Source organism: Brevibacillus brevis (assembly GCF_900637055.1).
Lineage (GTDB): Bacteria > Bacillota > Bacilli > Brevibacillales > Brevibacillaceae > Brevibacillus > Brevibacillus brevis.
The window spans coordinates 4,274,395-4,298,033 of sequence record NZ_LR134338.1 but is presented as its reverse complement, the minus strand read 5'-3'; the positions used below and the strand labels follow the sequence as shown (position 1 = coordinate 4,298,033).

Sequence of the window (23,639 nt, the reverse complement as noted above, 5' to 3'; positions counted from 1 at the left end):
CTAGCAAATTTTGCTATAATGAAAACGTTATCCTATTTATTTATACATAGACGAGAGGGGAAATTATCATGAAAAAGGCACGTCGGATTACGATGACGGCGTTTGCATCTATCGTATTTGCATCGCTGATGTCTTCCTCAGCATTTGCAGCACCATTGCATCCCGTACAGCACGTTGACTGGATGGTGAAAAAGGCAATTGTATCCGCTGGTCAAAATGGCGATCTTGCTTTGGATCGTGCCGTGACTCTCGCGGAAGCTACTGTTGTTTTCTCCAAATTGAAAGAGGCAAAAGTGGGAGCTGCCGCTAAAGGTGCTCATTGGTCTACTCCTTACTTCGACTGGGCAAAGAGCCATGGTGCTCTCACACAAGACGACTATAAAAACCCTGCGCAAGCCGTAACGTCTGCTAAACTGGCACAAATGGCTGATAAACTGGGCTACAAAATAAAGCTTGATAACAAAGCAACTGTAACGCGTGGTGAATTTTTCCAAGCATTGGGTGATGCGGCTACCACACATGTAACGATTGCCCACACCAACGATACACACGGTCATATTCAAGAAGACAAGAACCAAAAAGAATTCGGCTTTGCCAAAATCGCAACCTTGCTCAAGGAATGGCGTGCAGAGAACGAAAACTTCTTGCTCTTGGATGCTGGTGATACCTTCCAAGGTACCGTTTTCGTGAACCAATTCAAAGGCGAATCTGTTGTTCCGATCCTCAACAGCCTCGACTACAACGTAATGGCTGCAGGTAACCACGAGTTTGACTTCGGTTATGAGCAATTGCTGAAGCTGCGTGACATGCTCGAGCATCCAGTCATCTCTGCTAACGTGTTCAAGTCAGATGGAAAAGAATTGCTGCCACCTGTTTTCAAGGCGGAGATTGGCGGTAAGAAATTCGCCTTTGTTGGTTTCGTAGCGGAAGACACACCTGTATTGACTCACCCTGACAACGTAAAAGGGCTGACATTCAAAAACCCGGTAGAAGTGGCGAAAGTACTTGTACCTGAGCTGAAAAAAGAAGTAGATCACGTGATTGTTGTTTCCCACATCGGAGTGAACGTAGACCGTGAAATCGCGAAAAACGTTCCTGGCATTGACCTGATTGTTGGTGGTCACTCCCATACTCCGCTGAAAGCACCTGAACTCGTAAACGGCACGTACATCGTACAAGACTGGGAGTACGGCAAGTCTCTCGGACGCGCTGACCTCTACTACCTCGGCAAAGAACTGGTAGCATTCAGCGGCGGTTTGAAAGAGTACGATGAAGCAGTTGTGGCTGATCCAGACGTAGATAAAATGGTAAAAGAAATCGTAGGCAAGATCGATACGGTAATGAATGTTGTCATTGCGAAATCCGAAGTGCCGCTCGATGGTGACCGTGCACTGGTTCGTACGAAAGAAACAAACGTAGGTAACCTGATCACAGATATCATGCTGGAGCGAACGCAGTCCATCAAAGGCTATGAGGCAGATGTAGCACTGGCGAACGGCGGTGGCATCCGTACACAGCTGCCAGCAGGCGATATCACGAAAAAAGGTCTGTACACGCTTCTGCCATTCGAGAACAACACACTGGCAGTCGTAGAAGTAACAGGCGAAGAGCTGAAGAAAGCCCTCGAAAACGGCGTGAGCAAGGTAGAAGAGGGAGCAGGACGCTTCCCGCAAGTGAGCGGCATGAGCTTCACGTACAACCCATCCAAGCCAGCAGGCGAGCGTGTAGTAGAGGTAAAAGTTGGCGACAAGCCGCTTGACCTGACCAAAACCTATAAAATGGCAACGATCGACTTCCTGGCAGCAGGTGGAGATGGTTACGAATCGTTGAAAAAGCCATTCTTCAACACAGGCTTGTCCATGTACAGCATTGTGGAGGAAGGCTTGATCAAGCGTAAAACTGTCAATCCAAAAGTAGAAGGCCGCATTGTTGAAGTAAAATAAGGGTTGACCGGACAGGGATGGAGAAAAACCTCCCTGTCCATTTTTTACGGGATCTGACTGAATATCCTACCTTTAAAACGCGGTCGCACCTCCTTCGCATCCTGTGAAAAGTGGTTTTGTTATTATGAAGTACCTTGCAATATATAGTAGCTATTTGATAAGCTTTGACATGGGTGATGTTGATGAACGTACAGTTTAAAAAAGGGGTTCTGGAGCTGTGTGTTCTCGTCTTGACAGCTAAGCAGGACAGATACGGCTACGAACTGGTTGCGAGCATCTCAGAAAAATTCCATATCTCTGAAGGAACGGTTTACCCCTTGCTTCGCCGATTGACCCAGGAAGGAGTTTTTACGACCTATTTGGCGGAATCACAAGAGGGACCTCCACGGAAATATTACCAGCTGACAAGTCGCGGACGTCAATATATGAATGACCTCGTCTTGGAGTGGCGAATATTTAACCGCGGAGTAAATGAGATCATAGAGGAGGGACTCGGATATGACAAGGCGTGAGTTTATGGATGAGTTAAATGCTTTGCTTAGCGCTTTGCCAGATAAAGAACGCTTAGACATCCTTGCCGATTACACAGAGCATTTTCTCATGGGATTGAAACAAGGAAAGACCGAGCATGAAATTGCAGAAGGATTGGGAAGTCCAAAAGTAGTGGCACGTGAGCTTTTGGCTGGCTACCGAATTGATCAGGCACAGTCCAATGCATCGGTAGGGAATATGACGAGGGCGATTGTTGCGACGATCAGCTTGGGATTTTTCAATCTCGTCTTCGTTTTGGGGCCATTTCTAGGCCTGATCGGCATACTAATGGGGTTGTATGCGATGACTGCGGCGCTTTTGGTCGCGCCAGTCGGAATATTCTTGGATTACGGGATTCCTGCCCCTTCTCAAGAGCGGCTTTTCTTGTTGTTCTCCAGCATGGTTTCCGTAGGATTAGGCGGAATGTTTGCCATCGGCTTGCTGAAATTGACGAAATGGCTGTATCGCCAGTTCTTGCGTTATCTCCAGTTCAACGTAAAGATGATCAGGGGGAAATGAGATGCGAAATTTAGGGAAAAGACTCTTTGGCATAAGTCTTCTTTTGTTCATCATCGGTATATGCGGAATCATCTGGCTCTTTACGAAGCAAGAAAATTTCTCCTTTTCGTTAAAACAAGTCAATGAAGAGCGCATGATCGAACAAGAGGTAAAAGCGATTGAGGTGCTGACGGAAGCGGTTGATGTGGAAATCATGGCAAGCAAGCAACCAAAAGCGAGTGTACGGATGGTCGGGGAAGTATCCGAACAACAGCAGGAGCGACTGGAGTTTCGGAGTGTAGTCTCACCAGATGGTACGCTGCTTGTAGAACTGCGTGAACGCCCTCACGTCAATATGTTTTATCCTCGCAATGGGAAGGTAAAGCTGGAGCTCTTCCTGCCAGAAAAAGTGTATGAGCAAGTCCAGCTTGAAACGATGACAGGGGATATCAAGAGCGGGATGCTGCGTGCAAAGAACACGAAAATATCCAGCGGCAATGGAGATGTGGACGTGTCGGGCTATGAGGGAGAAGTTCTTGACGTCCAGACAGCTACAGGAGATATCAATCTGGTGAATGTTCGCTCGGCCGTTGTCATTGAAAGCTCTACAGGCGAGATTGATAAACTGACAATGCCAGAGCTGACCCATGACGTTTCTATTCGAACGGACACGGGAGATATTCGAGTGACGGTAGCCAAGGAGCCTGCTGCAGCACAGCTAGAAGTAACGACAGATACAGGAGCCATCGAAACCACCTGGTCGAACCTTTCTTATGAAAAGAACGAGGAATACAAAGTGAAGGCATCGATTGGATCAGGTGGACCCAAAATGACTGTGCGAAGTTCTAGTGGGGACGTTCGCATTCAATAGGATAAGTTTGGAAACACTGATGGTTAGGATTGGAAACGGAAGAAACGAAAAGATTTTGACACAAAAGAGACATTACTTGTCGAATGACGAATGGTATCATATTGAAGGAAACATAATTGTGCAAAGCGAGGTTTATTCATGACCGCAAAAACTTTTAACGATACGTTTTTGAAAGCATGTCGCGGTGAAGCGACAGAGCATGTCCCGGTTTGGTACATGCGCCAGGCAGGGCGTTATCAGCCAGAATACCGCGCCATCCGCGCGAAGCATAGCTTTTTTGAAATGAACTACATACCGGAAGTTTGCGCGGAAGTAACACGTTTGCCTGTTGAGCAACTGGGCGTTGACGCTGCAATCTTGTTTGCAGACATCATGACGCCACTAAAACCGATTGGCGTGGATGTGAATATCGAATCGGGCATTGGTCCTGTAATCGCAAACCCAATCGAATCCTTACAGGATGTAGAGCGTCTGCTTGAGCTCGATCCGGAAACACATGTGCCGTACATTCTTGAGTCCATTAAAATTTTGCGTCAGCAATTATCTGTTCCATTGATCGGTTTCGCGGGTGCACCATTTACACTGGCTAGCTATATGATCGAGGGCGGCCCTTCCAAGCACTATCATAAGACAAAAGCATTCATGTACACCGAGCCAGTTGCTTGGCAGGCGCTTATGGAAAAACTGGGCGATATGACTATCATCTACCTCAAAGCGCAAATTAAAGCAGGTGCACAAGCTATACAAGTATTTGATTCGTGGGTCGGCGCATTGAATGACGAGGATTACCGCGAGTACATTACACCAGTCATGACGCGTATTTTCAACGCACTGAAAGATACTGGCGTGCCAACGATCTATTTTGGTATCGGCGCTGGTCATCTTTTGATGGATTGGAACCGCTTGCCTGTTGATGTGGTTGGTCTGGACTGGCGTACTTCGATTACGACTGCTCGTGAAATGGGTGTGACAAAGACACTGCAAGGCAATTTGGACCCAACACTGCTTTTGGCTCCTTGGGAGAAGCTCGAAACGAAGGCGAAGGAAATTTTGGATGAAGGCACAAAACAGCCAGGCTTCATTTTCAATTTGGGACACGGCGTATTCCCTGATGCCAAAGTAGAAACACTGCAACAACTGACGAAGTTCATCCATAGTTACAAAAGGGACGTCTAATCAGGAGGGGCGCTTACATGTCAAAGCAGAAGATCGGACTCTTGTTAATGGCGTATGGAACGCCACGCAGTCCTGAACAGATTGAACCGTACTATACGCACATTCGCCGTGGTCGTAAGCCACCACAAGAACTGCTCGATGATTTGATGGCGCGTTATGAGGCTGTAGATGGATTGAATCGATTTGCAGACATTACGGATGAGCAGGTGCGCGCTCTCGAGCAGGAAATGAACAAACGCTACCCAGACCGTGAATTTGTAGGGTACCTTGGATTGAAGCATATCGCTCCGTTTGTCGAAGACGCAGTAGAGCAAATGAAACGCGATGGAATTACGGAAGCGATCAGTCTTGTTCTGGCGCCTCACTATTCCAGCTACAGCGTCAAAGAATACAATGGACGAGCACAGGAGCATTCCGCGGCAATTGGGGGACCTGTCATCCACAGCATTGAGAGCTGGTATCTGGAACCAGGCTTCATCGGATATTGGGCAGATGCCATTCAAGCGACGTTTGCCGCGATGACGGATGAAGAGCGTGGACAAGCAGTCGTGATCTTCTCCGCTCACAGCCTGCCGGAAAAAATCTTGAAGTCAGGTGATCCGTACCCAATGCAACTGGAAGAGACGGCAAAGCTCATTGCCGAGCAAGCTGGGATCACTTCTTATGCGATCGGATGGCAAAGCGCCGGAAATACACCTGATCCGTGGTTGGGACCAGATGTACAGGATTTGACCAGAGAGCTGTACGAAGCGAAAGGCTACCAAGCATTTGTTTACTGTCCTGTCGGATTTATTGCGGAGCATTTGGAAGTTCTGTTTGATAATGATGTGGAATGCAAAGCGGTTACAGATGAGCTAGGGGTACATTACTATCGTCCACCGATGCCTAACGCCAGACCTGCGTTCATTTCCTGTCTGGCTGATGCTGTCGGAAAGAAGCTGGCGAATTAGGGGATCGATCATATGAGCGATAATACCTATCATATTACGATTGTAGGCGGCGGCATCACAGGGTTAACCGCTGCTTTTTACTTACAAAAGGAAATCGAAGCAAAAGGCTTGCCAATCCGTTTTCAACTGCTTGAAGAGCAGGGACGACTTGGTGGGAAAATCAAGACATGGCGTCACGAAGGGTTTGTGATTGAGCAAGGTCCCGATTCGTTTCTCGAGAGGAAAACAAGTGCGGCTGAGCTGGCAAAGGATTTGGGACTTGCGGATGATCTCGTTCGCAACAGCACAGGCCAAGCTTATATTTGGCATCAGGATCGCCTGAAGGCTATACCAGAAGGAGCGGTCATGGGTGTACCGACGAAGCTCATGCCTTTTGTTACGACCGATCTCATTTCTTGGCCGGGCAAGCTTCGGGCAGCTTTGGATCTCGTTCTTCCTGCCTCAAAAGGAGACGGCGATATCTCCGTGGGTGACTTTTTTCGGCGTAGGCTAGGTAATGAAGTTATTGATAATCTTATAGCGCCTTTATTGTCCGGTGTCTACTCCGGGGATCTCGACAAACTCAGCTTGCTTGCAAGTTTTCCTCAATTCGCCAAAATGGAGGAGCAGCATCGCAGCTTGATCGTAGCGATGAAGCATTCTCGACCGCAAGTAAATACGCAAGAAAAGCCAAAAGGCATCTTCCTGACGTTGAAGAACGGCTTGCAGTCCTTAGTAGAGGCAATCGAAAAGAGCCTGCCTGAAGAAGTTATTTCGAAAAATACCGCTGTCAAAGAACTGGTGAAACGTCCAGACGGGAAGTACACCTTGGTATTGAAAAATGGGGAAACGATTGAGACGGATACAGTCCTGTTTACCGTGCCACATGCTGTCGCTGAACCGCTGTTCCGTCCTTATGTACAAGTTCCTACCCTTCCACAAGCGAAGCCGCATATGGTCGCAACCATCGCCATGGCTTTTCCAGAGTCAGCCATTGATTTAGGTATGGAAGGGACAGGATTTATTGTACCGCGGCATTCTGGAGCAAAAATTACCGCGTGTACGTGGGCACACCGCAAATGGCCGCATACGACGCCGAAAAACAAAGCCTTGCTGCGTAGCTTTATAGGGAGAGCAGGAGAGCAATCCTTCATGGAGCAGACGGACGAGGAAATTTTGGAGGTTGTCCTCCGCGATCTGCGCAAGATCATGACGATTCGAGCAGAGCCGGATTTTTATAACGTATCACGCTTGCAAAATGCCATACCATATGTTGTCGGACATCAGGCTTGGGTGCAGGATGTGAACAGTCAATTGAAAGAAAAACTCCCTGGTGTTATCGTGGCAGGTGCGTCGTACAGTGGCGTAGGTGTACCAGATTGTATTGATCAGGGGAAAAAAGCAATAGCAGAATGGATTGCGTCTGTAAAACCGGGGAGATAGATAACCCCGGTTTTTCCTTTTTTTTCGGTGCTAAACGGCTCGTCCTGTCCATATAGTATAGGGAAATGTCCTGCACTTGAAAGGAGGAGCACGAATGGCATTACAGGATGGGCAACTCTCTTTTGCCATCAAGGAGACCATTTTCCTCTCATCCGATAGAGCTGGAATAGGTGAATTGCAAGAGCTGGAATTGGTTCCAGATGTGGAAGTGTTGGAAAACGATTCCTACATCTCGATTACAGGTTGCTTGCAATTAGTAGGGAAGTACGAGCCAATCAGGGAAGCCGCAGAAGCGACAGGCGGCGAAGGAGAATCGCTGGTTGAGGCCATGACTTTTACTCCCTTTCGCCAGGAAGCATCGGATCAAGCCTTTTATGGCTGGGAGGAACAGATCGGTCATCGCATTCCGTTAAACATTACCATTCCATTGGATCGGATTACCGAGATCGGAGACATCTACGCCATTGTGGACAGCTTTGACTACAAACTGGAATCACCACATCAAATGCTAATCGATGCCGATCTGAAGATTTTGGGAATAGTCTTGGGGGATAGAGCTGAACAAGCAAAGCAGATTGAAACGCAGGCTGCAAGTCCAGGCGAAGGAGCATGGGAATACACCTTCGCTGCTGGGGATGATGGGCAAGAATATACGGAACCGACGTCCCTCGATGACCTTGATCAAAAACTGAGTGCGCTGGAGGAGGAATTGGAGCGGCAGACATTGCCGGCATCCTATGAATCAACCGAATCCCCCTCTATGTTCGATACTCCGGCTATTGCTCAATCCGATGAGGATGAATACTACGAGCAATACGGCGATGTGCTGGAAGTGGCACAGTCCAATCCTCCAGAGTCCTGGGAGACCGCTCCAATTTCGTATGACTTCGATTCGCAACAATCTGCTTCGTACGATTCTTCTGACTCCTATTCTGAGCAGACGGTATTGGCAGATGAGCAAGAGCAGATGAGAGAAATCGCCGAAAAAGATCAAGGACATGAAGAGCCTAAACTGGCTATTCACGATCAACAGGCAATCGCATACCAGCAAATTTCCAATGAATCTACTGGGTCATCAGTCGAAGCAGAGTCGCAGGAAGCAGTGCAAGAAGCAGTGGAAGCCAGTGTTGTATCCGAGCCAGAACCTGAGCAAGAAGCAGAGCCAGTGGTTGCACAACCAGACGCTGCCGCGGAAGATGCAGAAGTGCGAGTGGCGATTTCAGGGAAACCCTCTCAGGAAGAAAGAAGTCGCGTGAACATTACTTCCATCTTCTCACAAGCGACTCGTGCCAAACAGGAAGCGATGGCGTTGGAGGCGGAATCTTCATCTAGCTCTTCGCGACATGGATCTGCGGCGAATGTCAACGCTTCTACGATGGAGGCTATGCAAAATCTCACGTCGTTTGTCCGGAAAAAAGAAGAGCGCTCCAGTCAACTGAAAATGTGCATTATTCAGCGAGATGAGACGTTGGAGCATATTTCACAGCGATACTCCTTGCCTGTTTCCAAAATCGTGGAAGTAAACCGATTAGCTTCCGAACAGCTTGTAGCAGGACAAATTCTGTACATCCCACAATAGAGGAGTGGGGGACCGTGGATAAAATTGATCTCTCCGAGGTTTGCCAGCAATATCGGGCGCGCGTAATCCGAATTACGCCCCTTGATGATTGCTATTTACTGGAGACAAACCGGGGCCCCAAAGAACTCCACGTTTGGCCACGTGTAGATGTGATGCGCTGGTCGTTTGCCTGGCGCGAACGACTGGCTCGTCAGGGGTTTCGAGAAGTGGAGCGGTTTATTCGGACGAGAGACACCAAGCCATTTTTGATTTTGGGTAAACGCGGCGTTACCATGACCGACCATCACCGACAATTCGAAGACTATCAGCATGGCGAGGACATTGCGAGGCAATGCGGACGCGTGATCGCGATGATGCATCAGTCTCAGCAGGAAAGTCCTTTACTGTCCGGAAGTGATTTGCTCAAGCAGGAAAAGCAGCAAGTAGAGGAAAAAGGAAGACGTGCCAAAGAGCTGGTCGAAAAATTTCGAGCCAAATCTGGGCGGGATTCTAAGGAAAATCGTTGGGTATCGGAACTCATGACCCCTATGCTGCAAAGAATGGACCGTTCCGCTGCGATGCTTGCCCATGAGCGAATTACTCCGGAGGCGGTCGCTGCATCCCATCGGGACCTTTTGCGTGACAACTGGGGAATGATAAACGGGAAGCTGTACTTGAGAGGCTTTTTCAGGCCGGTGATTTCTGTCCAGCAACGCGATGTTGCCACCTTTTTGCGCGATCATTTTTTAACCCATAAGGATCTTAAGCAGATTGACGCTTTTTTTGACGGCTATGAAGAAATCAAGCCACTCACCTATGGAAACTATTCGTTGATACTCGCCTTTATGGCTCGTCCTCGTGAAGTCTACAGGAGTATCGAATCCTACGTGAAGCGCGTATCGCTGGATCAAGAAGCGTCGATCGCTGGTATTGAGCACGCCTTGCAGAGCCAACAATCTGTTGACTTGCTGCTTCGGCATATTGCAGAGCGGGCCGAGCGTTCGAGGAGGGAGGGAGTCTATGAGTCGGTATGATGACATTGCTCCTTTATTCAAAGAGTATGACATGTATGCCCAGAGCATTGACGTTTTAAAGGAGCCAAATGTATTTAAGGCGACGACTCCCTACGGCTCCTTCGTATGCAAACGAACGCAAATACCCGCTCAACGTCTTGTTTTCGTCAGCGATATGCTGCGTCAATTGCAGCACCGCGGATGGGATGGGGCCGTTCCTTTTACGTACACGAAATACGATGATCCTTTTGTTCAACAGGGTAGCACTGCCTTTTACGTAACCCCTTGGCAGCCAGGAAGTGAGGAGTGGGCCGAGCAGCCCTTGTCTTGGGCGTTCCCTGCCTTGGAACGTTTGGCGGAGCTTCATCATTTGACACAAAACTATCGCTACGATGATCCGAGACAGGTAGAGCCACTTGTCGACTCCTTGCTTAACCGTTGGCAATATTGGCAAGACCAAATGAATAAGGCGGCAACTCTGGCGCAGGAACGCAAATATCCTTCCCCTTTCGATCTGGTGTTTTTGGCAAACAAGGAGTTTCTTGAGGAAATGGCTCAAACAGCGACAGACTTATTGACCGATTGGCGAGAGCGGCATGAGACGCACGCGCATTTTCGCTTATCGTTGATCCATGGTAACCCGAATCCAGAGCATGTTGTGCCAGATCGATCGGGAAAAGGACGGCTGCTTAATTTTGATCGTGCCAGCTTTGATACACCAGTGCGCGATTTGACGCTATTTTATCGTACCTATTTTCAAATGGCGGGGGATGAGGTTGGGGCATCTCAACTTTTCCATCGCTACGCCGAGATATTTCCGCTGCGGCCGGAAGAAATTGAACTGATGGCTTCGTTTCTCTCCTACCCGGAGAGGATCATGAGGGACTTGGATATTTATTATCATCATCCCCGCGAGTGGAGCGAGTTTTACGCTGTCCAACGTTTTGAAAAAGATATGGACCGTCTGATGCGCCTGCATCGTTGGGTCCAGCAAGCCTTTTAATGAGCAACGTCTCACCGCGTGGGGCGTTGTTTTTCTTTTTTATAACCATTCGAGGGAGATGGCAACATAGAGCATGGCTAGCAAACCGAGAAGGATGACATCAAAAGAGGTAGGAAACACAACTGTTCGGATAAACTGAAAAACTAACAGTGGAAAGAGCACCTGTTTGCAACCGTATTTGATCCGTAAATACGTGGGGTTATACTTCCAACGAAAATTCATCACAATCACCTCATTTCAGCATATGCGCGGCGACTTTGGACAGTGTCTACAAACCTTGAGCAAACGCCTAAAACATTTTCATGGAAAGTAGATAGTGGTTTGAACGGTGCCCGAAAAGGGAAGGTGTAGGGCAGGAAGGCTAGGACGAAACGAATAAAGGTGATCACAATGTTTTTGAAAATTGCCATAACCCTTTTCCCAATTCCCGATTATGCTAAAGTGTGTATGGGAGTGGCTCGGGGATGAATCATCAATTGGTCAAACTAATGGAATTGAAACAGAATTACGAGTATCTGGTGATGACCAGCAATGAGCAAAGCAAGCGCCAAGTCAATTACGAGAGTCTCATGCCATTTATAGAAGAGTTAGTCGATACATGGTTCGTGAAAATGGACAAGCCTTGCTTCCTGTCGATCACGTTTGAATCGGCTCTAGGTGCTGTCTATTTTCGGATCGAGCGTGGCAACAAAGAGAGCGCAATCGTGCAGCGCGAAGTAGAGGAGCGCATTGTTGTCTCGGAACAGTATGACACCCCTCAAACACCGCGCTACGTCCGCTTGTTCGCCCAAAGTAACGTCAATGACCGTGATCTAAAGGAACTGGAGAAATCTTTTTATGGGCTGCTCCTCGTGAACATTCGGGCGCTAATCCTCAGATGTCAACAGGACCAGTCATCAGGACAACGAGAAATCGAGATGGAGATGAAGCTGGCTAGACGCATGCAGTCGATGCTCATTCCCACAGAAGAATTGCAGTTGACCAGTTTGCGAACAAGAACGGTTTACGTACCAGTCGATTATGTAGGTGGAGATTACATCGACTATAGAAAAATCAATGATCGCTATACCTGTTTTATCATTGCGGATGTGTCCGGGCACGGTTTTTTGGCCAGTATTTGGGCTACGGGGATTAGGATTGCTGTACGGCAGGTTTTGCAGTCCAGCTATTCGCCGGATGAGATTTTGGAAAGACTTAATCAGTTGCTTTATGCAGATTTAGTGAAAACCCGTTCTTACATTACGATGCTGGTTGCAGTCTATGACGAGGTGGAACACAAAATTCGATTTGGCAGGGCAGGACATCCTCAGCCTTTTTATTTGTCCAAGTCGAATCAAACCGTTTTAGCTAGCAAGGGTGGGGTCGGCCTAGGGCTTTTGCCCGATAGCACGTATCAAATGGAGGAGGTACCCTTAGAAGAAGAGGGCATGCTATTGCTCTACACAGATGGTTTGCTGGATTCAGGGAGAAAAGAAGTGTTTCGAGACAGCAGGCATTGGCTAGAAGAACTATCCTCCTTATTAAAAATGCCTGGTGATAGTAAGCAGGAATCGATGAATCGAGTTGAGGCCTACTTAATGGAGATAACACAGCAGCGAAACCAAACGGATGATATTTCTGTGTTGATTCTTCAATTTGAGCCTGAAGAGAGTGTAGCCCTCGTGTAGTTGCGCGTGAATAGGAGGATGAACTGTGATTTTGTGTGAGCGTTGTCCGGACAATCCCACTTGTGATAATTGCCTTGTCGCGCTACGTTCTGGCGGTGCAGCAAACAAAGTAGTTCCGGCCCGCACTGTAAAGGTGACGAACCTAGCAACGATGGAATCGTTCCAGGCAAAGCTGGTAGCAGTGAGCCGGACGACCATTGGGTTAAGCAGTTCTGATCATGATTTGCACGGACGAATAGAAATAGAGCTCGCCTATGATTTCCGAATTATCGGTAGCGGATTGCGCGGTATAGCAGGTGATCCTTACTACATTATCGATATCGAAAAAGTTTTGCGACGGGAAGATGTTCTGGAGCGATTGCTCCTGGAAGAATTTCATACGTGGCACATGAGTGGCGAATTGGACCCGGCAGACGTCTTGTTACATTGGAAGGATCGAGACGACGAGCGGGGGCGATTAATAAAACAAGAGATTCAGAAGCTATCGATACTGCGTCAGATCGAGACCATTTTCCTCTATCTTTACGATGAAGGGAAAGTGCGTCCGCTGGGTGACGTTCGCGCGAATGTGGAAGTAGAGCGAGAAATGCAACGACTGGTCGAAGAGGCGGCTGGAACGGGCGGACCTGTGAGAGAGCAAATTGTCACCACTGATGGCAAAAAGGTATTTGAATTATACACATCTGTATTGCCAGATCGGACCTGTGGAATCGCCTTGATTGATGTCACTGCCGTTATTGCAGAAGAACGAAAACGCAAAAGACGGGAATGGGAGATCTACAGAGATATTCTGGGTGTGGTCACAGAAGGTAAGCTGTTGTTGCTTAGTGATGAAGAATTATTTTTCTTGCTTCGAGAAGGGCATAAGCTCTTGGCAATCGATATCCGTTTACCGGAGCAGCTTGCAGAACTGCGTAAATTGTTCAAGCAAGCTTTGGAACCACAAGGCATTTCTGATAAACGATTGCTGCAGTTTCTCGTTGCGGTCAACGAAGCTGCTTCCAATACGTTGAAGCACGGAAATGGTGGTGTGGTTACGTTGTACCTATCGAATGACAGACAGATGTGTCGGGCTGTGATTCATGATGAGGGACAAGGAATTTTGCTCGAGGATATTCCACGAGCTACCCTACAGCAAGGATTTTCTACGCGCCACTCACTTGGGGCCGGTTTTCACGTGATCCTGCAATACTGTGATCGTGTTTATTTGAGCAGCTCGCTGGCAGGTACAAAGCTTATTTTAGAATGTAACCTTTCGCGTTAAGCAACGATTTCCAAAAAGCCAAATGTTTGCAAGTGAATGAAAATGGGTAATATAGTAAAAGGACGAGCAGATTGGGTGTACCGATACCTATTGAGAGGAGTTTGAGCATGGACTACCGCGCAACAGAGGCGAACGGACAGGCTACATTGTTTTTCGTCGGAGAGTTGGACATGGCTGTAGGAGATCGAGTAGGTGAATTGCTCCAGCAGTATGGAGGGCGAAATCAATCCGTTACCGTCGATTTTCAAGGTGTCTCCTTTGTAGATTCTTCCGGTATTGGAAGCCTGTTTTTTACCACGAAAGAACTGTTGGCCATGGGCAAACAGGTAGAAATCGTCAATGTCCGAGAAGAAATTCTCGATATTTTGGGCGTGCTCGGTTTTACCGAAGCACTGGGCATTGCAGTTGGAAAAGTGGGCGAAACCCGGGTTTGACGCCAAACAGCGTGATTGTATATAATAGTGAAAGCTAACAATAAGACAACTACATACGATATGAACGATGAGTGGGAAGAGTAAGTCAGGACGCCTTGGCAGAGAGGAGAATCAGTAGCTGCGAGATTCTCTAAGGTCATGAATGGCTGAAGGTCGCCCAGGAGTTTTTTCGGTGAAAGCACGTGCCTAGCCGAGACCGGTTCGCAACCGTTATCTTGTCAGAGTGAACACACCATAAGCATGACGTTTATCGTGTGTTAACAAAGGTGGTACCGCGAAAATAATCCTTTCGTCCTTTGCGATGAAGGGTTTTTTTATTTTTTGCAAAGCAAGTTATGCTAATAGGAGGAGTCGTACATGTCTACACAGCCAACAACCGACATCGACCAATTGCTGCCGAAAAACTATGATCCAAAAGCAGCAGAGAACAAATGGTATCCGTATTGGATCGAAAAACAATTTTTCAAGGCAGAACGTGACCCGAATAAACGTCCGTTTACGATTGTCATTCCACCGCCGAACGTAACTGGTAAATTGCATTTGGGCCACGCGCTGGATACGACTTTGCAAGATATCATTACGCGTACCAAGCGTATGCAAGGCTACAGCGCCTTGTTCTTGCCAGGTATGGACCACGCTGGTATTGCAACCCAAGCGCGCGTAGAAGCTACCTTGCGTGAAGAAGGCATCTCTCGCCATGATCTGGGCCGCGAAAAATTCGTGGAAAAGGTATGGGAGTGGAAGCACATTTACGCTTCGCATATTCGTGAGCAGTGGGAAAAGCTCGGTCTTGCCCTGGATTACTCCCGCGAGCGTTTTACGATGGATGAAGGCTTGTCCCAAGCTGTACGCGAAGTATTTGTTCGCCTGTACGAAAAAGGCTTGATCTATCGCGGCAACCGGATCATTAACTGGGACCCGGCTGCCCGCACAGCTCTGTCCGATATTGAAGTAATCTACAAGGAAGTAAAAGGTGCGCTGCATCACATGCGTTATCCATTGGCAGATGGCACCGGTTATATCGAAGTAGCTACAACCCGTCCTGAAACGATGCTCGGTGATACGGCTGTAGCGGTACATCCGGAAGATGAGCGTTACAAGGACATGATCGGCAAAACCGTGATTTTGCCAATCGTAGGACGCGAAATTCCAATCGTAGCCGATGACTACGTTGATCCTGAGTTTGGTTCTGGCGCTGTAAAAATTACGCCAGCACACGATCCGAATGACTTTGAATTGGGTCTTCGTCATCAGTTACCACAAATCGTTGTCATGGATGAAACGGGCACGATGAACGAGCTGGCAGGTATCTACAAAGGGTTGGATCGCTTTGCATGCCGCAAGCAAATCATCAAAGACTTGACTGAGCAAGGTGTTATGTTCAAGGTTGAAGAGCATATTCATCAGGTTGGACATAGTGAGCGCAGCGATGCTGTCGTAGAACCATACCTTTCTACCCAATGGTTCGTAAAAATGCAGCCTTTGGCTGACGAAGCACTGGCTAATGCAAACAGCCCTGAGAGCGTGAAATTCGTCCCGGAGCGCTTCAAGACGAATTACCTGCGTTGGATTGAAAACATCCGCGACTGGTGCATCTCCCGTCAACTTTGGTGGGGTCACCGAATTCCTGCATGGTATTGCGGAGATTGTAACGAAACGATTGTATCTCGTACGGACGTGACGGAGTGCCCAAGCTGCCACAGCCACAAGCTGGAGCAGGATAACGACGTTCTCGATACATGGTTCTCCTCTGGTCTATGGCCGTTCTCGACATTGGGCTGGCCAGAAGAATCCGAGGACATGAAGTACTTCTATCCGACGAATGTCCTGGTAACAGGGTACGATATTATCTTCTTCTGGGTTGCTCGCATGATGTTCTCCGGTCTTGAATTTACCGGGAAAAGTCCGTTTGAATCCGTCTTGATCCACGGTATTATTCGTGACTCCGAGGGCCGCAAAATGTCCAAATCACTTGGCAACGGTGTCGATCCGATGGAAGTGATTGAGAAGTACGGAGCGGATGCGCTGCGCTACACACTGGCGACAGGGAACTCCCCAGGGAATGACCAACGCTTCTATTGGGAAAAGGTGGAGGCAAACCGCAACTTCGCGAACAAGATTTGGAATGCGTCTCGTTTTGCTTTGATGAACCTGGCTGACTTTAAATACGAGGAAATCGATTTGAGCGGTGAGCTGTCTACACCAGACAAATGGATTCTCTCCCGCCTGCAAGCGACAATCGCAGATGTAACCCGTCTGTCTGATGCATTTGAATTCGGTGAAGCAGGACGTGTGCTTTACAACTTCATTTGGGATGACCTGTGTGACTGGTATATCGAGATGGCGAAGCTGCCGCTGTACGGTACAGATGAAGCGGCGAAGAAAACAACCCAATCCGTTCTGGTGACGGTTCTGGATCAAACGCTCAAGCTGTTGCATCCGTTCATGCCGTTCATCACGGAGGAAATTTGGCAGGCATTGCCGCACCAAGGCGAGAGCATCACAGTAGCACCTTGGCCAACCGTTAACGAGCAATGGATTTTTGCTGAAGCAGAAAGCGAAATGAACCAGTTGATGGATATCATCCGCAGCGTACGCAACATCCGTGCAGAAGTAAACGTACCGATGTCCAAGAAAATTGAGCTCTTGATCAAGCCTAGCGATGCATCGTCCGCTGAGCGCCTGACACGCGGTGAACACTACCTCACTCGCTTCTGCAACCCAGAGCGTCTGGAAATCAGTCTGGATCTGGCTACGCCTGATAAAGCGATGTCTGCTGTGATCACGGGAGCAGAATTGTTCCTTCCACTGGCAGGCTTGATCGATATCGAGCAAGAGCTGAAGCGTCTGGAAAAAGAAGTGGCGACACTCAACGGCGAAGTGGAGCGCATTGAGAAAAAGCTCAACAATGCCGGATTTATGGCGAAAGCACCTGAAAAAGTAGTCGAAGAGGAAAAAGCGAAGATGGCAGACTACATGGATAAGCGGGATAAAGTGATTGCACGACTTGCCGAATTGAAGGGCGAATGATCCGCCATACCATCGCATATTTTTGAGAATGGAGCATTGTGGTATGCATGCAGAAGAAGGGTTTGTAGAATACACGCAAGCGCTCGACTGGCTGCATGGACTGCTCAGGTTCGGTCAACGGCCGGGGCTTGAGAGAATGCAGTGGGTTTTGGAGCAAGTAGGACATCCTGAGCGGAGAATCCCATTTATTCATGTGGCTGGCACCAATGGAAAAGGTTCAACCTGCGCATTCCTAACGCAAATGCTGATGGAAGCCGGATATAGTGTAGGTACATTTACCTCCCCTTATTTGGTTGATTTCCGTGAACGCATCCGTTACAACGGCAGCATGATCGCGGAAGAAGATCTATTGCAGCTGGTGAATGAAGTCAAGGTATGGGTGCAACGATGCGAACAAGAAACAGAGTTCGGTTCTCCTACCGAATTTGAAGTGATTACGCTGATCGCCATTCTTTATTTTTCAAGAGTGGCGAGACCAGCGGTAGTCGTGTGGGAAACAGGACTAGGCGGGCGATTGGATTCGACGAACGTCGTCCTTCCGCTTATTTCGGTCATCACGAATATCGGCATGGACCATACACAAGTGTTGGGAGAAAGCTTGGAAGAGATTGCCCGGGAAAAAGCGGGGATTATCAAACCGGGTGTTCCTGTCGTCACAGGTGAGGTCAGGCCTGAACTTCTCGCGGTTTTTGAGGAGCGCGCCAGACAAACGAAGAGTACGCTATACCATATAGGTGAACATTTCCAGGCAGAGCAGGTAGAGGAGCAACTGGGTGAACAACAGTTTCGATACAAAAGCATTCACCGTCGTGCGGAAGCATCCTACCGCCTTACCATGAATGGCATTCACCAAACAACCAATGCAGCCGTTGCTTTAATGACCATCGATATCCTGCGAAATTACTTCTCTTTCTTGCTGGAGGAAGAAGAAATATCTCGCGGTTTGCAACAAACACGTTGGCCTGGTCGTCTAGAAGTCATCTCTCCAAGACCAATGGTTATCTTGGATGGGGCACATAATCAGGAAGGAATGGAAGCGCTTGTAAGTAGTCTGGATCGGTTGTTGCCGGACGGAGTACAGTTGCATTTGCTCTTTTCTGGATTGGCAGATAAGCCGCTTGCCAAAATGGCAGAGTCGCTCGCACCAGTAAAGTCAAAAATCAAAAAGCTGCATGTGACAACCTTTGACTTCCCGCGTGCAGCCGAAGCCAATAGCTTACAAGAGTCGTTTATAGCCGGTGGCTGGGAGCAGGAGTTTCTCGATGCAGTCCCAGACTGGCGGGCGTTTCTCCATTCTTGGATGCGGGAGAAGCAATCAGCGAAGGCGGATGACTGGTTGGTCGTCTGCGGTTCGCTCTACTTCATCGCCCAAGTACGCGCATTCTTTCCCACTATAGTAGAAGAGGCAGGTGAATAGGGTGGATCAGGCCCAACACGTCCACTTTGTGGGCATCGGCGGTTATGGCATGAGTGCCATTGCCCGCGTCTTGATCGACCTTGGATACAAGGTAACCGGCTCCGATGTCGCCATGAACGATTTGGCGAAAAAGCTGGAAGCAAGAGGGGCGGTCATTCATATTGGCCATAATGCTGCCCACGTGGAGGGAGCAGACAGCATCGTATACTCCACCAGCATTTCCAAAGACAATCCTGAGGTGATCGCAGGCCAAGCATTAGGAATTCCGGTCATGCACCGTTCCCAAATGCTTGCTCGCATATTGAATGAACGCACAGGAGTAGCAGTAGCCGGAGCACACGGCAAGACGACCACGACATCGATGATCTCTCACGTGCTGGAAGAGTGTGGTGTAGACCCGACTTTCATCATCGGCGGTGAATTGATGAGTGCTGGTACCAACGCAAAGGCAGGTAGCAGTGACTATGTCGTTGCCGAGGCAGACGAGAGCGACGGTTCCTTCTTGGAATACAGACCGATGTATGAAATTGTGACGAGCATCGAACCAGATCATCTGGAGCATTTTGATGGCGACTTCAACAATTTGAAACAGGCGTACGTCCAGTTCTTGAGCCATCTCAAACCGGATGGAAAAGCGATCCTGTGCATCGATGATCCGCATGTGCGTGAAGTCATGCCATCCGTTGAAAAAACGGTCGTGACGTATGCAGTCGATCCGAACTTCGTGGCACAAGCACAGTTTTCTGCCACTTCGATCGAATGTGGAGATCGTTGCAGCACGTGCCAGATTTATCACAAGGATGAGCGGTTGGGTGAATTGTGTCTCGTAGTCCCAGGCAAGCATAATATTGCAAATGCACTGGCTGCGATCATTGTTTGCCTGGATATTGGCCTTTCCTTTGATAAAATTGCACAGGCACTGTCTACTTTTAGCGGTGCCAAGCGCAGATTTCAAATTATCGGAGATGCACAAGGCATCCTGGTCGTAGACGACTACGCGCATCATCCGACGGAAATTATCGCCACACTAAGCGGGGCAAGGGCATCGGGCAGACGTGTGATCGCTGTGTTTCAGCCACAACGCTACACACGCACGTTTTTCCTCATGGATGAATTCAGCCGTGCCTTTGCAGAAGCAGACGAAGTGATCATCACGGATATCTACTCCCCAGCGGGAGAAGAAAAAATCGAAGGAGTCACCTCCGAAGTGCTGGTGCAAAAAATCCGCACCAACAGCCACCCACGTGCACAGTACATTCCGACGAAGGAACAAATGCAGGAGCATGTCTTCAAAGGATTGCAAGAGGGCGATCTCGTGTTGACAATGGGTGCAGGAGATATTTGGAAATCGGCATATTGGCTGGCTGAAAAGCTAGAAAAATAACGGATAGAGATGTATGAAGACTTGGACCCTACGGGTTTCCAAGTCTTTTTATTTTCTACAGGAAAGTTTTGGGTAATACTGCTAAGGATGATCTACTAATGTTTTAAAAGGTATCGATGAACCAACAATGCTGGTGAGAAGAAAAAGCACGGGGCTCGTAGACCTTGACAACGCCTACCCAGTCGGAACTACAAAAAGGGGACCACGCTTGTCGAACACTTCTCCTTTGAGAAACGTCCGCCCGTAGGGTGGCTTTGGCTCGACGGTCCCCTTTTTGTAGTGGAGGCGGCCAGTGAATCCCCCTGCTGGCGTGTCAGAGTCGAAGAGAACTGTGCTTTTTCTTCTCCTCCACTATGTTGACTCAAACCAAAATGCCTTTCATAAGATTTTTATTCTAAAAAATTAGTACTAGATACTAATATCTAGTGTTATAATCAGATCATGAAAAACGGAAGGTGATGATCGGATCATGACAAATGCAAGCCCCTTCAAGTCACGGATTACCGCCATCGGTACGTATGTGCCGAGTCGCGTTCTTACCAATGCAGATATGGAAAAGCTAGTGGAGACATCGAATGAGTGGATTTTACAACGAACGGGTATTCATGAGCGACGTATGGCAAGGGAAGATGAATATACCAGCGATCTGGCTATCGCTGCTATCCACGATATGATCGCAAATTATGGGAAGGATGTCCGCGATGTCGATATGATTTTAGTGGCGACCAGTACGCCAGACTATCCATTTCCAAGCGTAGCAAGTAAAATCCAGGCGCATTTTCAAGTCGAGCAGGCGGGTGCGATGGATCTCTCGGCTACCTGTGCAGGATTTACGTATGCGCTCCATACAGCAAATGCGCTCATCAGCTCAGGTTTGCATCGCAAAGTGTTGGTCGTAGGTGCAGAAACGTTAACAAAAGTAACCGACTATACGGATCGTACGACGTGCATCCTGTTTGGTGACGGAGCGGGTGCGGTGCTGGTTGAGCAGGACTCTACAGCTCCAGGTTTTTTGTCCGCCTATTTAGGTTCAAAGGGGGATGGTGGGATTCATGTATACCGATCGGGCTTGTCAACGCATATGGACGGACGAGAATTGAGTGGGAATGGATGCATGGTCCAAAACGGAAGAGAAGTGTACAAGTGGGCAGTAACAACGGTTCCAAAGGGGATGCAGGAGGTAGTGAGCCGGGCGGGCAAAACGCTCGAAGATGTCGACTGGTTTATCCCGCACAGTGCCAATTTGCGCATGATCGAATCCATTTGCGAGAAGAGTGAGTTCCCTCTCGAAAAGACATTGTACAGTCTGACACACTACGGCAACACATCAGCGGCTACAATTCCTTTGTCGCTCGCCTTGGGGATCAAAGAAGGCAAAGTAAAGGCAGGGGATACGATCCTGCTGTATGGGTTTGGCGGCGGTCTCGTCCACGCTGGCCTTTTGTTCCCTTGGAATCCGTAAAACATGTTCATAAATCAAGAGGCTGTCCAGACCATTCTGGGCAGTTTTTTTGTCCCAGGACGGAAAGGTATTCTTAAAGACAGTTTTCGACTGGGGGAAGAAGAAATGGCAAACGCTGTGATATTATTCGGGCTCTGCCTTTACCTCTCGTGGGTAGATTTTCATTATAGACGAATACCCAATCGCGCATTAGGTGCAGGGTTTGTACTGATTTCTTTTATGAAATATGTTCTCTCTTCGCCGATGGAATGGCTGATGGCTGGACTCTTTGCGATTCTCTGCTTACTGGTGTTTGGCTGGATCAGCTGGCACAGGCCGCTTGCGCTTGGGATGGGGGATGTGAAGCTGTTCGCTCTAGTCTGTTATGGACTTGGGGTCCGCGATTTTGTAATTGTTCTTACGATTGCGAGCTTGGCAGCTTTGCTCGTTTCTCTCGTTTTGTTGCTGATACGAAAAGTAAGTATGAAATGCGAGGTGCCGTTCGCGCCTTTTGTGACGATTGGATTAGCTGTCATTTTGTATATGAGCGAAACCTCTTGAAATGGCAAGGGGAATAGTAGTAGAACCAAATTTAATAGAATCACTAGATAGGAGTCATAACCCGTCCGAGCAAAACGTATGCTAGTACAAAGAGCCTGTGACTAGGAGGGCAAGCGTATGAGCGGACAAAATAAAAATCGTGTGACGGTCAAAATGAACGGAAGGTTCTGGGATGAAAAGCGGGACGACATCTCAAAGGAAGCAAGTAAAAAGCGCACCCCAAAGGATGATACGCCACGCGTTCGCTTTCAAGCTCCTCCCTTACCGTTTACTGACCCGTTGAAGGAAAAGGGCAACGAAGCATGGGAACGCATGATGCAGCTACGTGGAGCTACCGAGAAAGAAACGAAGCCGAACATTGAATTCGATCAGAAGTCAAATGACACCTATGAATCCGATTATTCCTTCGACGATACAGAAGAAAAGGGTTACAGGAGTAGCCTGGGTAGTCGGCTTGCAGCGTTATGGCCAAAGGGGCCCTTTTGGCGCACGACTTTAACAACAGGTGGGGCTGTAGCAATTGGCCTCTTGTTTGGATTTCTTGTGTTGACGGTCTTTTCCCAAAAGGAATTTTCCGAGTCTTACGGAAATGTTCTGAGTGATACAGTGCAGACATTAACTTCGCCGGAAGCTGGCAATGAACAAGCAGTTGTGAAAAATCGCGTAGCAGGTCCCACTTTGCCAGATGACAGTCAGCAAGCGCAAGGTGCGTCGACGAATGGTAACGCAGTGAGTCAAACAGAGGTAGCTCTACAACTGCCAGCTGTAAGTATGTACGTTGCACAAGCAGGTGTATTTCAGCCGGATGCATCTCCTCAAACAGCAGTAGAACCACTGGAGAAAGCCGGAATCCCTCATCTGCTTTATAAAGACGCAAGCAAGCAGTACATGTTCGCCGCGGCTGCTCCAACAAGAGATGCTGTGCTAGGTTTTGCCTCCAGTCTGAAAAACAAAGGCATGGATGTATACGTCAAAGAATTTTCCTTTCCTGCTTTTGAGGGGGCTGTCCCTGTCGGAAAAGCTGCCAACGCATCCGCTGATCCTAATATCCGTGCCTTTTTCACCCACGGACTCAAGCTCGTCCAAACACTTTCGGCACAATCAGGGCTGATTATTACGACGGGTCAACTTTCGCCAACGGCAAAAGAAACAGCAGAATTAAAAGAAATTCACCGCCAATTTTTGGAGGAAAGCCGCCGTATGGAAGCAAAGGAAGCCTGGAAGCCATTGCTAGATGGGATGGTAAATGGGGTGAATCAAGCGCTGGCAGCAAGGGACAAAATGGCAGAAGCAAGCGCCGGCAAAAAGGTGGAAAGCGCCGAATCCTATGCGTGGCAAGTACAGGCGGGGGTTCTTGCCTTTTTCGAGAGCTACGCGAGCTGGATTCAAAATGCACGGTCATCCACATAAATGCATGTTTATATGGTCTTCGCAAGGTTTTCTTGCAGGAGGCCTTTTCTTTCTATACAGTAACTA

20 protein-coding genes and 1 other annotated feature are annotated in these 23,639 nt (G+C 48.3%); of the genes, 19 read left to right on the top strand and 1 reads right to left on the bottom strand.

Going from position 1 to position 23,639, the window contains the following annotated elements; all coding sequences use genetic code 11:
* Window positions 1-68 precede the first annotated feature (68 nt).
* From EL268_RS20685 to EL268_RS20640, 10 genes are all read left to right on the top strand, one after another.
* Complete coding sequence (locus tag EL268_RS20685) at window positions 69-1,943, top strand: bifunctional metallophosphatase/5'-nucleotidase (RefSeq protein WP_106655842.1); 1,875 nt, start codon at window positions 69-71, stop codon at window positions 1,941-1,943.
* 182 nt (window positions 1,944-2,125) lie between these two features.
* A complete protein-coding gene (locus EL268_RS20680) occupies window positions 2,126-2,455 on the top strand; it encodes a PadR family transcriptional regulator (RefSeq protein WP_106655843.1) in 330 nt (109 codons plus the stop codon).
* Window positions 2,442-2,993, top strand: coding sequence for an HAAS signaling domain-containing protein (locus EL268_RS20675; RefSeq protein ID WP_106655844.1), 552 nt, complete (start codon window positions 2,442-2,444; stop codon window positions 2,991-2,993). The genes EL268_RS20680 and EL268_RS20675 overlap by 14 nt, the downstream gene beginning before the upstream one ends.
* A 1-nt stretch (window position 2,994) precedes the next feature.
* Window positions 2,995-3,843, top strand: a complete 849-nt coding sequence (locus tag EL268_RS20670; protein WP_106655845.1) for a DUF4097 family beta strand repeat-containing protein — start codon at window positions 2,995-2,997, stop codon at window positions 3,841-3,843.
* A 138-nt stretch (window positions 3,844-3,981) separates the two neighbouring features.
* Window positions 3,982-5,019, top strand: a complete 1,038-nt coding sequence (hemE, locus tag EL268_RS20665; RefSeq protein WP_106655846.1) for a uroporphyrinogen decarboxylase — start codon at window positions 3,982-3,984, stop codon at window positions 5,017-5,019.
* 17 nt (window positions 5,020-5,036) lie between these two features.
* Window positions 5,037-5,969 (top strand): ferrochelatase, encoded by a 933-nt coding sequence (hemH, locus tag EL268_RS20660; protein WP_106655847.1) that lies wholly within the window; start codon window positions 5,037-5,039, stop codon window positions 5,967-5,969.
* Between the two features lie 12 nt (window positions 5,970-5,981).
* Window positions 5,982-7,391 (top strand): protoporphyrinogen oxidase, encoded by a 1,410-nt coding sequence (gene hemY, locus EL268_RS20655; protein ID WP_106655848.1) that lies wholly within the window; start codon window positions 5,982-5,984, stop codon window positions 7,389-7,391.
* A gap of 94 nt (window positions 7,392-7,485) precedes the next feature.
* Window positions 7,486-8,970, top strand: coding sequence for a LysM peptidoglycan-binding domain-containing protein (locus EL268_RS20650; RefSeq protein WP_106655849.1), 1,485 nt, complete (start codon window positions 7,486-7,488; stop codon window positions 8,968-8,970).
* A 14-nt stretch (window positions 8,971-8,984) separates the two neighbouring features.
* Window positions 8,985-9,983, top strand: a complete 999-nt coding sequence (locus EL268_RS20645) for a phosphotransferase (RefSeq protein ID WP_106655850.1) — start codon at window positions 8,985-8,987, stop codon at window positions 9,981-9,983.
* A complete protein-coding gene (locus EL268_RS20640) occupies window positions 9,970-10,965 on the top strand; it encodes a protein kinase family protein (RefSeq protein ID WP_106655851.1) in 996 nt (331 codons plus the stop codon). Before EL268_RS20645 ends, EL268_RS20640 begins: the two co-directional genes overlap by 14 nt.
* Window positions 10,966-11,004: 39 nt before the next feature.
* On the opposite strand, the gene EL268_RS20635 is transcribed toward EL268_RS20640, so the two are convergent.
* A complete protein-coding gene (locus EL268_RS20635; RefSeq protein ID WP_217366939.1) occupies window positions 11,005-11,187 on the bottom strand; it encodes a hypothetical protein in 183 nt (60 codons plus the stop codon).
* A 242-nt stretch (window positions 11,188-11,429) separates the two neighbouring features.
* On the opposite strand from EL268_RS20635, the gene EL268_RS20630 reads away from it, so the two are divergent.
* From EL268_RS20630 to EL268_RS20585, 9 genes are all read left to right on the top strand, one after another.
* Complete coding sequence (locus EL268_RS20630) at window positions 11,430-12,632, top strand: PP2C family protein-serine/threonine phosphatase (RefSeq protein ID WP_106655853.1); 1,203 nt, start codon at window positions 11,430-11,432, stop codon at window positions 12,630-12,632.
* A gap of 25 nt (window positions 12,633-12,657) precedes the next feature.
* The gene (locus EL268_RS20625; protein ID WP_106655854.1) at window positions 12,658-13,896 is read left to right on the top strand and encodes an ATP-binding protein; all 1,239 of its coding nucleotides are present in this window, start codon (window positions 12,658-12,660) and stop codon (window positions 13,894-13,896) included.
* A 107-nt stretch (window positions 13,897-14,003) separates the two neighbouring features.
* Window positions 14,004-14,330 carry an STAS domain-containing protein gene (locus EL268_RS20620; protein WP_007726674.1) on the top strand — a complete coding sequence of 109 codons (327 nt, stop codon included), beginning with the start codon at window positions 14,004-14,006 and terminating at the stop codon, window positions 14,328-14,330.
* Between the two features lie 58 nt (window positions 14,331-14,388).
* Window positions 14,389-14,630 (top strand) — a binding site (T-box leader).
* Window positions 14,631-14,687: 57 nt separating this feature from the next.
* Window positions 14,688-17,360, top strand: coding sequence for a valine--tRNA ligase (locus tag EL268_RS20615; protein WP_106655855.1), 2,673 nt, complete (start codon window positions 14,688-14,690; stop codon window positions 17,358-17,360).
* Between the two features lie 43 nt (window positions 17,361-17,403).
* Window positions 17,404-18,777: a bifunctional folylpolyglutamate synthase/dihydrofolate synthase gene (locus EL268_RS20610; RefSeq protein WP_106655856.1), complete on the top strand. Its 1,374-nt coding sequence runs from the start codon at window positions 17,404-17,406 to the stop codon at window positions 18,775-18,777.
* 1 nt (window position 18,778) lies between these two features.
* Complete coding sequence (gene murC / locus EL268_RS20605) at window positions 18,779-20,161, top strand: UDP-N-acetylmuramate--L-alanine ligase (protein WP_106655857.1); 1,383 nt, start codon at window positions 18,779-18,781, stop codon at window positions 20,159-20,161.
* Between the two features lie 466 nt (window positions 20,162-20,627).
* Window positions 20,628-21,623: a ketoacyl-ACP synthase III gene (locus EL268_RS20595; protein WP_106655858.1), complete on the top strand. Its 996-nt coding sequence runs from the start codon at window positions 20,628-20,630 to the stop codon at window positions 21,621-21,623.
* A 105-nt stretch (window positions 21,624-21,728) separates the two neighbouring features.
* Entirely contained in the window at window positions 21,729-22,163 is a 435-nt protein-coding gene (locus tag EL268_RS20590; protein ID WP_106655866.1) for a prepilin peptidase, read from the top strand.
* Window positions 22,164-22,280: 117 nt separating this feature from the next.
* Window positions 22,281-23,573, top strand: coding sequence for a hypothetical protein (locus tag EL268_RS20585; protein WP_106655859.1), 1,293 nt, complete (start codon window positions 22,281-22,283; stop codon window positions 23,571-23,573).
* The last annotated feature ends 66 nt before the right edge of the window (window positions 23,574-23,639 follow it).